At 59.5% G+C, this 12,035-nt stretch carries 11 protein-coding genes; 3 read left to right on the top strand and 8 right to left on the bottom strand.

Going from position 1 to position 12,035, the window contains the following annotated elements; genetic code table 11:
• Positions 1-106: 106 nt before the first annotated feature.
• The 5 genes from ACUZ79_RS03920 to ACUZ79_RS03940 form a co-directional block, all read right to left on the bottom strand.
• A complete protein-coding gene (locus ACUZ79_RS03920; RefSeq protein ID WP_240823654.1) occupies positions 107-991 on the bottom strand; it encodes a tRNA (adenine-N1)-methyltransferase in 885 nt (294 codons plus the stop codon).
• Between the two features lie 68 nt (positions 992-1,059).
• Positions 1,060-2,781, bottom strand: a complete 1,722-nt coding sequence (ade, locus tag ACUZ79_RS03925) for an adenine deaminase (RefSeq protein WP_449250757.1) — start codon at positions 2,779-2,781, stop codon at positions 1,060-1,062.
• A 181-nt stretch (positions 2,782-2,962) separates the two neighbouring features.
• Positions 2,963-5,401, bottom strand: a complete 2,439-nt coding sequence (locus tag ACUZ79_RS03930) for a penicillin-binding protein 1A (RefSeq protein ID WP_240823656.1) — start codon at positions 5,399-5,401, stop codon at positions 2,963-2,965.
• 204 nt (positions 5,402-5,605) lie between these two features.
• Entirely contained in the window at positions 5,606-5,923 is a 318-nt protein-coding gene (locus ACUZ79_RS03935) for a TusE/DsrC/DsvC family sulfur relay protein (protein WP_022657697.1), read from the bottom strand.
• Between the two features lie 257 nt (positions 5,924-6,180).
• Positions 6,181-6,831 (bottom strand): CBS and ACT domain-containing protein, encoded by a 651-nt coding sequence (locus tag ACUZ79_RS03940; protein WP_449250758.1) that lies wholly within the window; start codon positions 6,829-6,831, stop codon positions 6,181-6,183.
• A 142-nt stretch (positions 6,832-6,973) separates the two neighbouring features.
• Here ACUZ79_RS03940 and ACUZ79_RS03945 point away from each other — a divergent pair, with 142 nt between their 5' ends.
• The 3 genes from ACUZ79_RS03945 (at position 6,974) to ACUZ79_RS03955 (ending at position 9,801) form a co-directional block, all read left to right on the top strand.
• On the top strand, positions 6,974-8,134 hold the full coding sequence (locus tag ACUZ79_RS03945) for a LarC family nickel insertion protein (RefSeq protein WP_449250759.1): 1,161 nt from the start codon (positions 6,974-6,976) through the stop codon (positions 8,132-8,134).
• A gap of 157 nt (positions 8,135-8,291) precedes the next feature.
• Positions 8,292-8,720, top strand: coding sequence for a hypothetical protein (locus tag ACUZ79_RS03950; protein ID WP_449250760.1), 429 nt, complete (start codon positions 8,292-8,294; stop codon positions 8,718-8,720).
• Between the two features lie 271 nt (positions 8,721-8,991).
• Complete coding sequence (locus ACUZ79_RS03955) at positions 8,992-9,801, top strand: DJ-1/PfpI family protein (RefSeq protein ID WP_449250761.1); 810 nt, start codon at positions 8,992-8,994, stop codon at positions 9,799-9,801.
• A gap of 142 nt (positions 9,802-9,943) precedes the next feature.
• Here ACUZ79_RS03955 and ACUZ79_RS03960 read toward each other — a convergent pair whose 3' ends face one another.
• From ACUZ79_RS03960 to ACUZ79_RS03970, 3 genes are all read right to left on the bottom strand, one after another.
• Positions 9,944-11,149 (bottom strand): FprA family A-type flavoprotein, encoded by a 1,206-nt coding sequence (locus ACUZ79_RS03960; RefSeq protein ID WP_240823661.1) that lies wholly within the window; start codon positions 11,147-11,149, stop codon positions 9,944-9,946.
• 98 nt (positions 11,150-11,247) lie between these two features.
• Positions 11,248-11,385, bottom strand: a complete 138-nt coding sequence (locus ACUZ79_RS03965; RefSeq protein ID WP_022657703.1) for a rubredoxin — start codon at positions 11,383-11,385, stop codon at positions 11,248-11,250.
• Positions 11,386-11,465: 80 nt separating this feature from the next.
• The gene (locus ACUZ79_RS03970; protein WP_022657704.1) at positions 11,466-11,846 is read right to left on the bottom strand and encodes a desulfoferrodoxin; all 381 of its coding nucleotides are present in this window, start codon (positions 11,844-11,846) and stop codon (positions 11,466-11,468) included.
• Positions 11,847-12,035: the final 189 nt, after the last annotated feature.

Here is a 12,035-nt window from a genome sequence, read left to right on the forward strand (position 1 = left end):
AAGAAAATGGTCGACTCTTGCCCGGAGGCTGTTAGGTGTGCTGCCCTGAGTCCGAGGGGCCAGCCGATCTCGCACAAGCCCGCTGCAATGAGCGCTACCCAGGGATTCATTCCATATCGCCTTCAAGAGCTTCAGGGGCTTCATCAGTGAGGCCCAGGCGGGCCTGACGGGCGGCTTCCTGCTTGCGCTCGCGCGTGCCCATGGGCTTGCGCGAATCAAAATCCGCGCTACGATTCTGCTGGCGGGCAAAGACCAGAAAGCCCGTGTGGGCTGTCATGCGGTCTTCGGGGCGCAGGCGGTCAGCCACGGGCTTCCAGCGGCGAATAAGAATCTCGCACACTTCCACATCGGCAAAGGGGCCGCGCTCTAAGCCCAGCAGCAGCTTGCTCACCTGATCCACCGTGGGCAGCAAAAAGCCGAAGCTCGCACCGGGGCGCACCGCAGCCAGGGCATGGTCGAGGTATTCCCATGGGGTGCGCACATCAAGGAAGAGCGCATCCGCACCGGTCACGGCAAAGCCTTCGGCCACATCGCGGTTGTGCAGTTCCACATTTTCGCCCACGCCAGCCCACTCAAGGTTGCGGCGCGCCAGCTTCATGAATTCCTCACGGGCCTCATGGCTCACCACGTGCCCAGTGGGGCCGCAGAACCACGAAAGCCCCGTGGTCAGGCCGCCGGAACCGCACCCCGCCTCAATGATGGTACGCCCCGGCCCAGCGCCGAGGCGCAGGCAGATGTAAGCGATATCCTTGGGGTAGATGATCTGCGTCTGGCGTTTGAGCCCCTTGAGCCGATCGTACAGGGTGGCTTCCATCACCTGAATGGGAACATTCTGGTTGGTGTAGACCACAGAGCCTAGATCGGCCTGCGCCACATCGGCGGAAACAAGGGTGCCATCGTTGCTGTGCCAATCCTGGCCTTCAACGAGGCGTTTGACATAGCGGCGGCCCTTGGGGGTTACATAAACGACGAGCGTACCGAAGGGAATCATGAGGTTCCTTTATTAGCTGCTTCAGGGTCGCGCAAGGGGCGCTTCCCTCAGGTGTCAAAAAAAATGCTTCAGGGCCGCGCTGCCGCGTCTACTGAAACAAAGCGCCAGTCGGCAACGGAAAAAAGACCGCGCGCGGTCAGCTTGAGTGAGGGAATCACAGGCAGGGCCATAAAGCTCAGGGCCATGAGCGGAGCAACATTGACCGGAATGCCGTGCCCGTGCAGCAGGCCGTGGATGGCATCCAGTGCGCGCACCACGGTTTCCGGGGCTTCGTGGGTCATCAGCCCTGCCACAGGCAGGGGCAGCTCCTCAAGAATCCGGCCTTCGCCCGCAACGGCGATGCCGCCGCCCATGGCGGCAACCCGGCACACGGCGGCCAGCATGTCTGCATCGTTGTCGCCGCATACCACAATATTGTGCGAGTCGTGGCTTACTGAGGTTGCCACAGCCGCGTTGCGCAGGCCGTATCCGGCCAGAATGCCCACGCCCACCTTGCCGGTGGCCTTGTGGCGTTCCACAACAGCCAGTTTGCACAGACCATCGTTCTGGCGGGCGTCAAAAAGTCCATTGGTGCAGGTGACGTCGTGCTCTTCGGCATCCGTCACCAGCGAACCGGGGTGCAGGCGGATAACCCGAGCACGGCCCGATGGCAGGGGCAGCGCAAATACATCATCCGGCAGGGGCGCAAGCCGCACCGTATTGGTCAGGTCGTTCAGTGGCGGATCCGCCAGCAGGGCGAGCATGCGGCCCTCCGCAGCGATCTGTCGACCGCCCGCAAAGGTCATGCGCACATTGAAGGACGCCAGATCGTCAACCAGCACGCAGTCGGCGTCATAGCCAGGGGCAATGGCCCCCTTGCCTTGCAGTCCCTCGGCCTCGGCGGCATTGAGGGTGCATATGCGCACTGCGGTGACGGGATCCATGCCCAGAGCCACGGCCTTGCGCAGCACTTCATCCATATGTCCCGCTGTCAGCAGCTCGGAGGCGTGACGGTCGTCGCAGCAGAAGGCGCAGCGGTGGCAGTTGCCGGGTGTGACCAGTGGAGCCAGCGCAGGCAGGTTGCGCGCTGCGGAGCCGTCACGCAAAAAGATGCGGCAGCCGCGCATGAGGTTCTGGTGAAATTCTTCAGCAGTGGTGCATTCGTGCGTATTGGCAATGCCTGTGCACAGATAGGCGTCAAGTTCCCTGCCCAGCAGGGCCGGGGCGTGCCCGTCAACGGGCTTGCGCCGCGAACGGCTCAGGGCAATCTTTTCCAGCACTTCGGGATCGCCGCTGAGCACGCCGGGGTAGTTCATCATTTCGCCCAGCGAGGCAACGTGCGGGTCGTCCATGAAGGGGGCCAGATCTTTGGCTTGCAGCACAGCGCCGCTGTCTTCAAAGGGCGTGGCCGGAACGCACGAGGGCAAGGCCAGAAAGATGCTCAGGGGCAGGGTCTGGGCGCTGGCAAGCAAGAAGCGCAAGGCCGCAGTGCCGCACACATTAGCCAGTTCGTGCGGGTCGGCCACCACGGATGTGGTGCCGTGGGGCAGGGCCATTTCGGCAAAGCGCGCCGGAGTGACCATGCTGGATTCCAGATGAATGTGGGCATCAATGAAGCCGGGCAGCAGATAGGCCCCCTGGGCGTCCACCACTTCGCGGGCTTCGCGCTGGCCGAACCCCAGAAAAACGCCGTCGCCGATGGCTACGGAATCCTGCCGCACCAGACCGGAAAAAACATCAACAACTCTGGCGTTTGTGATGAGTATATCCGCCGGTTCGCTTCCGGCGGCCATGTTGATGCGGTTTTTCATGGCGGTCTCCGCCCCGCAGGGGCTGGCTGCACCACGCCGGAGCGCTTGCAGGATAGGAATTTCGGCTTTTGCCGTGTGGTCTTGTCTGCGCCAGCGTCACGCACGGAAGCTGCATAGCCTCTCGGCCCGTGCAATTCCGTGCGTGACGCTGGCTTTAAACGTCTGACTTCCGAGTTCTGGCTTAGAACATCTGGCGCATCAGGTCTTCGCCGCCTTCCGAGGTATCCACTGCCGTTCCATCGGCTGTGGTGGGGGAGGTGGCTGATGCGCCCTGCATGGGCTGGTCGGCCTTGAAGGCTAGGCCATCGGCCATCACAATGCCCTCGGGCATTACAAAGTCGTCCTTGGGGTAGCGGTCTTCCACTTCACTGCGGTAGTAACGGAAGATGGGGGCGGCAGTACGCCCGCCCTGTTCAAGGCGGCCAAGGCTCTGCACCTGATCGTAGCCCACATAGACGCCGGTCACGAGGTAGGGCGAGAAGCCCATGAACCACGCATCGCGTTCATCATTGGTGGTGCCGGTTTTACCCGCTATGATGCGCCCATCGATTTTGGCGCGCCCGCCAGTGCCGGAATTGACAACTTCCTTGAGCAGAGTGTCCATAATGTAGGCGTTCTGGGGGCTGACAGCCTGCCAGTGTTCCACTTCCTGCCTGTAGAGCACCCGGCCCTGCGGGTCGCTGATGGAGGTGATGATGCGCGGGCGCACCCCCAACCCCTGGTTGGCAAAAGCTGCGTAGGCCTGCGTAAGGTTAAGCGGCGACACGGCCACTGCGCCGAGGCTGATGGCCAGCTCCTGCGGAAAATGCGGTTCAAGCCCCAGAGCCTTGGCGCGCTGCACCACATTTGCTATGCCCACCTGTTGCGCCACGCGCACGGTGCAGGTATTGCGGGAAAGGGCCAGAGCCGTGTGCAGGGGAAGCTCGCCCTTGTAGTTGTGTTCGTAGTTTGAGGGCCGCCACACTTCATTGGTGTAGGGGTTCACATACACAAAGGGCGCGTCCAGCACCGTGGAGGCGGGCGTAAAGCCAAAGTCCATAGCCGTGGAATAGACCACGGGCTTGAAGCTGGAGCCGGGCTGGCGGCGAGCCTGGGTTGCGCGGTTAAAGTGGCTGTCGCCAAACTGGTAGCCGCCAATAAGGGCCACAACGTCGCCGCTCTGCGGTTCCACGGAGGCGATTGCCCCCTGCACCAGCGGGTCCTGCTGCAAGCGTAGATGGATGGGGGTATTCTTTTTGACCGTAGAGGAATCAAAAGGAATGGTTTTCTGTTCTTTGCGGCCCTTGGCATTGGTTTCCGTAACCGTGATTTCTTCAGCGGAAACCCAGATCACATCACCAACCGCCACCACCTGGCGGGGGTCTTTGATGGCTGGCGCGTTGGCAGCCGCAACCTTGGGGTTGGGCTTGCGCGCCCAGGACATTGCCGAAACAGGCACGATGCCCGTATAGCCCTGGCCCAGCGCCACCTTAACTTCCTTGGTGTCCACGGCGGTCACAAGGGCTTTCACCCAGTCGCCGCCAGCGAGATCAAGGGGAGAAAACTGGTTTTTGGCCAGAAATTCTTTTTGCTTTGCAGGGTCAAGCTGTTCCACTGGGCCGCGCCAGCCCTGGCGTTTGTCCAGCTCTTCCAGCCCACGGCGCAAGGCCGCGCCAGCCGCAGTCTGATGTGCAGGATCCATGGCGGTTTGCACAGTCAGGCCTGCTTCATACACGTAATCCGCGCCGTACTTGGTGGTTTCCACCCCTAGAGCGCGGAGGTTGGATTCCGTAAAAAATTCCACCAGCAGGCGGCGGGCTTCTTCAAGATACCACTGCGCCGCCCCGCCCATGCCCTCGGGCATGCTCCAGTAGACAAGCGGTTCGGCCACGGCCTGATCATACTCGGCCTGGGTGATCCACTTGAGGTCGCGCAGCCGGCCAAGCACGTACATCTGCCGGTTCTTGGCTTCTTCCGGCCTGCGGAAGGGATTGTAGGAACTGGGGGCTTTGGGCAGGCCCGCGATGACGGCGCTTTCGGCCAGGGTGATATCTGAGGCGTGCTTGCCAAAATAGGTGCGGGCAGCCGATTCCACGCCAAAGGCGTGTTCACCCAGATATATCTGGTTCAGATATATGGTAAGGATCTGATCCTTGGTGAAGTTTCTTTCAAGCTGATAGGCCAGAATGGCCTCTTTCATCTTGCGGGTATAGCTGCGCTCGGATGTGAGCAGCAATTGCTTGATGAGCTGCTGGGTTATGGTGCTGCCGCCCTCGCCCTGGCGCCCCTTGCGGAAGTTGTTGATGGCGGCGCGCGCGATGGCTACGGGGTCAATGCCCATGTGCCTGTAGAACGCGTCGTCTTCCGCAGCCAGAAAGGACATGGGCAGATAGCGCGACATGTCCTTGAGGCCAATGACAAATCGCTTTTCGTGATAGAGGGTGCCAAGGGTTGAGCCGTCACGCGCCAGAATGACAGTAGCCTGCGGCTGCTTGTATTCGGCGATACGGTTCAGGTCGGGCAGGTCGCGCGAGGCCCAGTAAAAAAGCATGGCCACCGCGCCGCCGCCCAAAAGACCGCAGACTATAACGATGCCCATAAACCAGAGGGCGCATTTTTTCAGGGACAGACGAATTTTCATGGAAGGGCGATACCGTTTTTTTGGCCCGGCGTAAAGGGAGGGGAGCGGAGCGCGGGCTGATGAGAAGATATGAAATGTTGCCAGAAAGGCAAGCCCCGGCGGGCGCGCCGCACGGTATGGGCGGCGCATGCCCGCGCAGGGCGGTATGGGCAAAAAAAAGCGGAAGGTTTCCCTTCCGCTTTTTTCCAAAATGTTGCGGCTGGACTACACGCAGCCAGTGGGCTTGGGCAGGCCGGCCATTTTGCAGGCGCCTTTGCCGGGGCCGGAGGGGAAGAGTTCGTACACTTCCTTCAGCTTGTAGCCGGTGTTCTTGGAAAGAATACGGACCATGGGGGCAATGCCGTTCTTCTTGTAGTAGTCCTGCAGGAAGTCAAGGATCTTCTGGTGATCAGCGTTGATCTCAGAGATGCCTTCGGATTCCTTCACATAGTCCATCCATTCGGGGCACCAGTCGTCAAAACGCAGAAGGAAACCGTCTTCGTCAACTTCAAAGCTTTTACCTTTATAGGTGATCTCAGCCATGCGTGTGTCCTCCTTGGACAGCTATTGCTCAACCTCGCCGGGGCGGACGCCCAGGCGTTGCACAACCGGATATTTCCGGCCGAATTCCTCCGTTGGGCGCGAAAGCATACCGCAATCACAACGAGAGTCCTTATGACACAAATAATTTTTGATGGCAAGCCCTGTGCATCTTTTTTGCTCTTGCCCCACTTTTTTTGTTGAGGCTTTTATTGAGTAATTCAGATGCCATAGAATAAATATGATTAAATTGTAGGGATTTAGTGCTGGCAATAGAGCACTTTGCCGAGCTTGCCTACCCCGTCCATAAGCTCCTGCTCGGCCTTGGTATTTTCGAGGTCGCGCACACGGATGAACAGTTGGCGGTTGCCATCGTCATTAGAGACGGTCAGCACCGAGAGCAAGCGGGCATTGTGCGCGCGCAGCAGGTCAAACAGGGGGCGCGCCGTGCCGGGCTGGTCGGGCAATTCTATGGCAAACTGCAAGCCGCCCAGTCGTGCGCCGGTGATGTCAACCAGAGCCTTGAACACATCGTGGTCGGAAATGATGCCCACAAGCTTGCCGCTGTCGTTCACCACCGGCAGGCCTCCAACCTTGTTGTCCAGCATGATCAGGGCTGCCTGCTCGACAGTGTCGGTCGGTTTGACGGTGATGGGCTTGGCCGTCATAATGTTTTTGGCCTTCAGCTCAGCCAGCAGATAGTGCATTTCGTACATGTCGAGCGTGGTGGCCTTGGAGGGGGAGGCGTCGCGCACGTCGCGGTCAGAGATAATGCCAATTACCTGACCATTTTCATCAACAACCGGGATGCGGCGGATGTGGTGATCCTTCATGAGCTTGCCCACTTTGAGCAGCGATGTATCGGGGCCAACGCTGACAACATCGGTGGTCATCCAATTCTGTACAGGCATGCTTCCCTCCGGGGGGATATGTTTCAGGTTATAACGGCGTGGTCGCAGCGACCCGCACGATCCTTTTATACACCAATGTGCCGAGGCTGCACAAGTGCGCGTGCTCAGTTTGCGCGCGCAGACACATTTGGAAGGGGCCGATATGTTTTTATATCTTGATTGCTCTGGCGGCATCAGCGGGGATATGACCCTTGCGGCCCTTGCGCACCTTGGGGTGGATTATGCCCCGCTGTCTGCTGCTCTTGCCCGCGCAGGCGTGGATTGCCGCATTGACGCCAGGGGCGAAACACGACCCGGCGGGCCGGGGCAGATGGTCGCCGTAAGCTGGAATGCCGAAAAGCAGCCACTGCGGCATCCGGCAGATATCGCCGCCATATTTGAAAGGGTTGACGTCTTGCCAGGTGTGCGCGCCCGTGCACTGGCAGCCCTGCACGCGCTGACCGAGGCTGAGGCGCACGCGCACCATGTTGCACCAGCTGAGGTGCACTTTCACGAGGTGGGGGCCATCGATACCCTCGTGGATATTCTGGGTGCGGCCTATGCCGTGGAGGCCCTGGGCGTGAGCCGAATATGCGCCTCGCCCCTGCCGTGGTTTACCGGAAGCGTTGAGTGCGCCCACGGGCGCATCCCGCTTCCCGCGCCCGCAACGGCGTATCTTATGCGCGGCAAGCCGGTTTTTGCCACAGATGCGCGCGAGGAGCTTGTTACACCCACGGGCGCAGCCCTGGTGCACGCCCTGGTAGACCAGTTTGTTCCCGGCCCGGAGGGCATTGCACTTGCGCTTGGCACCGGCTACGGCTCCCGCCCCGCGCCCACGGGCCTGCGGGCATGGCTTGTGGAAGACGGAGCAGGCGGCGCAGACCATGTGCTTGGCGGGCGCGAGAAGGTCATGCAGTTCGAGACCCACATTGATCATCTTAACGGGGAAGACCTGGGTATGGCGCTGGAGGCGCTCTCCTCCATGCCGGATGTTCTTGACGTGCTGTGGCTGCCGGGCGTGGGCAAGAAGAATCGCCCTGCCGGATTGCTGCGTGTGCTGTGCCTGCCCAGCCAGAGAGCTTGTGTGGAAAATGCCGTTTTGCGCCACACCCATACGCTGGGTCTGCGCGTGCAGACGCTTGATCGCGTGGTTGCACCGCGCCGCGCCGTTTCAGTGGAGATGGCGGGGCAGAGCCTTGCAGCCAAGGAGTATTCCATTGAAGGGCAAAATTATGTGCGACCCGAGGCAGACGCGCTCAAGGCCGCAGCCCAACGGAGCGGCGTGGGCGTCCCGGCCCTGCGCAATGCATGCACCAAAAAATGATGGGCCTCGGGGCGCACCGCCTGCTCCTTGCATTCTGCGGGTTGGCGCACTAACGGCTTTTTAACATAAAGTTCCATAGCATAACTGCCATCTTGCGCACAGGCTCGAGCTGGCGTAAGGAGGCAATGGGCGAAATGCCCACCCAAGGAGGAACTTTATGCGTATGAAATATGTGTTGAAACCGTTGGCACTGAGCGCCCTTGCCGTGGGCCTGCTCTTGGTGGGCACCCCTGCCGTGCAGGCGGCCCAGAATGGAGATGCCCCCCAAGGGTACAAACAGAAGGGCGACCGTGACGGACGTCAGGACGCTGATCGTGGCGGGCGCCATTATGACCGCAAGGACAGCAAGAACCAACCCAATGGGCGCATGGACGGGCGCCACGACAACCGTAGCGCACAGGGCGAAAAAATGGGCAAGCCCCGCTACGACAACGACAAGGGAGACCGCCGCAGCCCCCGTGGCGACGAGATGGGCCGCCCGCGCGATGACCGCCGTCCCCCGCGCGACATGCAGCAGCGCGATTCCCAGAAGGGGCAGCGCCCCGCTGCGCGCCCTGCTGACAATGATGATGACGTGCGCAATTAGTTCTGGGGGGTTCCCCTGCTAGGATTTGGGCGGTGTGCTCTGCATTCCCCCAGTCACGATAAAAGCCTTCCGCTTCGGAGGGCTTTTTTGTTTGGTTTACGCTCCCGCCTTTTGTTGCGCGCACGTGTATTATTCGCCTTGGTACGCCTGCATCGTCATTGGCAGAAAAGGCAAGTTTATTGTCATTGTTGCCAACCACGAGCATGGCCTAGGATGGGTGCATAACTTCAACGCCGGGGTATTCCATTGCCCGGCAAACAGGGAGACGTGTATGCACCAGAATATTCAGCGCAGTCTGCACCCATTGGCCCTTTTGCTGGCTCTGTTTGCAGCGTTCTGGCCCATTGGCGTACAGGCGCAAGCCGGGCAAGCATCCGCTCAGGTGGAAAATGGCGATATGTACGATGCCGTTCCCAAACCTGCCTCAAGGCACCTTACTCTTGGCGTTTTGCTCTTCCCCGGATTTGAGATGCTGGATGCCTATGGCCCCATGGAGATGTGGGGCAGCCTCAAAAACGCCCCCACCAGATTTTGGGGAGAAGAATCAGACCGCGTGGACATCCGGCTCGTGACTGTGGCGGCGCAGAAGGGGGCAGTAGCTTCCAATCAGGGGCCAAAAACACTGGCGGAGTACAGCTATACTGACGCCCCTGCGCTGGACTATCTGCTTGTCCCTGGCGGCATCGGCGTTATCCCCCTGTTGCAAGACAAAGCAACCCTGAGCTGGGTACGTGCGCAGGCCAAAAATACCAAGCTCATCATGTCTGTATGCAACGGGGCTTCACTGCTTGCCGCCGCAGGACTGTTGGACGGCAGACTCGCCACCACCAACAAGATGGCGTTCAAGGCTTCCATTGCGCCGGGCCCCAAGGTGCGCTGGGTCGCCAAGGCTCGCTGGGTTGACGGCGGTTCGGTTGTGACGTCGTCGGGAGTTTCTGCCGGTATGGACATGACCATTGCGGTCATAGCCCGCCTGTTCGGTCAGCCGCTGAGCGACTGGGTGGCGCTTGTGACGGAGTACGAGCCCCACCGTGATCCTTCATGGGATCCTTTTGCCGCAAGGGCTGGGCTGTCGGAATAGTATGGTCTGATTACCGTGTGCCGCAGGCGTCGGTTTGGGTCTGCAGAGTTGTGCACGGCACTCCGGGCTGGCACGCGCGCCATAAAAAACAGCAGCGCCCGCATATGCGGGCGCTGCTGTTTTCAGTCAGGGCAACCTGGGCTTAGCCCTGGCATTTCTTCTTGAGGGCTTCGGCAATGGTGGCGCCCATCTGGTGGCAGGCCTTGAGGGCCTCGTGATCGGGCCGCCAGTTGCACTTCACGGGGTCAGCGGGCATTTCCATGTTCATGGAGGCAAGCTGTTCGTGCAGGAACTTGGGGCCTTCGCCCGACCAGCCGTAGGAGCCAAACGCGCCGCCAATGCGGTTCAGGGGGCGCAGACCCTTCATGTAGGTAAGCTGTGCGGCCATGAGGGGCAGCACTGTATTGTTGTGGGTGGGCGAACCGGCAATGACCGCGCCGCAGTCTGCCAGTTCGGTCATGACGGCGCTGTGGTGGTTCTGCTTCACGCTCATGATGCGCGTGGGAACGTTGTTTTCTTCCAGGCCGCTGCAAATGGCGTAGGCCATTGTTTCCGTAGATTCCCACATGGTGTCGTAAAAAACGAGCGCGCGCTGCTGGGGCTTCTGCTCGGCCATGGCGCGGTACATATCGATGATGCCGCGCACGGCCTTTTCACCCCTCTGAATGAGGCCGTGGTCAGGGGCGATCATGTCGATATCGAGCTTTTCCACCACGGGCAGGGTCTTGAGAACCATGGGGGAGTAAGGCAACACAATGTTGAAGTAGTATTCCTTGACGCGGCGCGTGTATTCGCCGTCGTCGCCGAATTCGTCAACAAAGCGTGCGGAACTGGCTATGTTCTGACCAAAGATATCGTTGCTGACCAGCAGCTTGTCTTCAGGAATGTACGAAACCATGCTGTCGGGCCAGTGCAGCATGCGGGTTTCCTGAAACACGATGGTGCGCTTGCCGATGTTGATGCTGTCGCCGCTCTTCACGGCCTGCACGGGCCAGTCTTTGCAGTCAAAATAGCCAGCCATCGACTTGAGGCCGGTCTGCGACACAAAAATCTTTTCCGGCTTGCAACGCTCAATAATGGCTTCCAGCGCGCCAGCGTGGTCAAGTTCCATGTGGTTGCAGATGATGTAGTCGATCTTTTCCGGCTCAAGCACCTGGGCCATGCGGCACAACAGGGTGCCCTCGCAGCCCGAGGCCACGGTATCAAGCAGGACGTTTTTTTCGTCCTTGATCAGGTAGGCGTTGTAAGTCGATCCGTCAGGCGAACGGGAATAACCGTGAAAATCCCTGTGGTCGTAGTCGACAAAGCCGACCCAGAAAATATCTTTTTTTATTTCTACTGGCTGCATGATGTGTCTCCGCAGTGTTGGGGAATCCCCTTCTATAAAAATCCCCGCCCTGCCTTAGGGCAAGGCAAAGCGGGGGAAAGAACGGGGAAAGAAAAAAATTAGGCAGGGGTGAACTGGTCTTTACCCACGCCGCAAACGGGGCAGGTCCAGTCATCGGGCAGATCTTCAAAAGGCACGTTGTCGTTTTCAGCGGGGTCGTATTCGTAGCCGCAAACGCCGCAAACATACTTTTGCATGGCATGTCTCCTGAATATATAATTGTGGCTTGATGCCGTTGTGATAAATGGGAACCGCGTGGTTCCTGCATCAGAAAAAACTAGTTTTCCGCCTTCCAGTGACCGTGCAGATTGCAGTATTCGCGGGCGGTAACCTTGGCAGCGTCAATGGCAAAGAATGCTTCGGGCGCATCGCCGGGCTTCAGGAACTTGGTGTAGCTCCTGCCGTCGGCCAGCAGCTCGATCCATTCAATGTAGTGCTTTTCTTCCATGGGGTGGGCAACGCTGCCGACCTTGACCATGTAGCCGCCATCAACTTTTTCGATAACAGGCACGTGCTTTTCGAGCGCGCCGTCGGTTGCGCCTTCGACCATCAGCTTCATGGGATCGCCACAGCAGACGATGTCTGCGCCGCCGCCGTGGAGAACTTCAACGATATTGCCGCAGTGGGTACACTTATACACTTCGAGTTGCGTGGGCATGAGTCCCTCACTTGTTTTGACAGGTTAGCTTGGGTGGAGGCTGCTGAGCATGCCGCAATCAGCGCGTTCAGCCCCTTACCAAGAAATATTGTGAAAGAAGTGGCCCCCGATGTAAAGTCTTTTTTTTAGCATTGATAATTATTATCATCAAGATAACTAGGGGGAGTAGTTCGGGAGAAGCGCATGAAA

Source organism: Desulfovibrio faecalis (assembly GCF_053570625.1).

Bases quoted from the DNA above. Each gene is read 5' to 3' on its own strand.
- ACUZ79_RS03970 (WP_022657704.1), bottom strand. From the start codon at position 11,846: ATGCCCACGCAACTCGAAGTGTATAAGTGTACCCACTGCGGCAATATC.
- ACUZ79_RS03950 (WP_449250760.1), top strand. From the start codon at position 8,292: ATGCGTATGAAATATGTGTTGAAACCGTTGGCACTGAGCGCCCTTGCC.
- ACUZ79_RS03960 (WP_240823661.1), bottom strand. From the start codon at position 11,149: ATGCAGCCAGTAGAAATAAAAAAAGATATTTTCTGGGTCGGCTTTGTC.
- ACUZ79_RS03955 (WP_449250761.1), top strand. From the start codon at position 8,992: ATGCACCAGAATATTCAGCGCAGTCTGCACCCATTGGCCCTTTTGCTG.
- ACUZ79_RS03945 (WP_449250759.1), top strand. From the start codon at position 6,974: ATGTTTTTATATCTTGATTGCTCTGGCGGCATCAGCGGGGATATGACC.
- ACUZ79_RS03965 (WP_022657703.1), bottom strand. From the start codon at position 11,385: ATGCAAAAGTATGTTTGCGGCGTTTGCGGCTACGAATACGACCCCGCT.
- ade (WP_449250757.1), bottom strand. From the start codon at position 2,781: ATGAAAAACCGCATCAACATGGCCGCCGGAAGCGAACCGGCGGATATA.
- ACUZ79_RS03940 (WP_449250758.1), bottom strand. From the start codon at position 6,831: ATGCCTGTACAGAATTGGATGACCACCGATGTTGTCAGCGTTGGCCCC.
- ACUZ79_RS03920 (WP_240823654.1), bottom strand. From the start codon at position 991: ATGATTCCCTTCGGTACGCTCGTCGTTTATGTAACCCCCAAGGGCCGC.
- ACUZ79_RS03935 (WP_022657697.1), bottom strand. From the start codon at position 5,923: ATGGCTGAGATCACCTATAAAGGTAAAAGCTTTGAAGTTGACGAAGAC.
- ACUZ79_RS03930 (WP_240823656.1), bottom strand. From the start codon at position 5,401: ATGAAAATTCGTCTGTCCCTGAAAAAATGCGCCCTCTGGTTTATGGGC.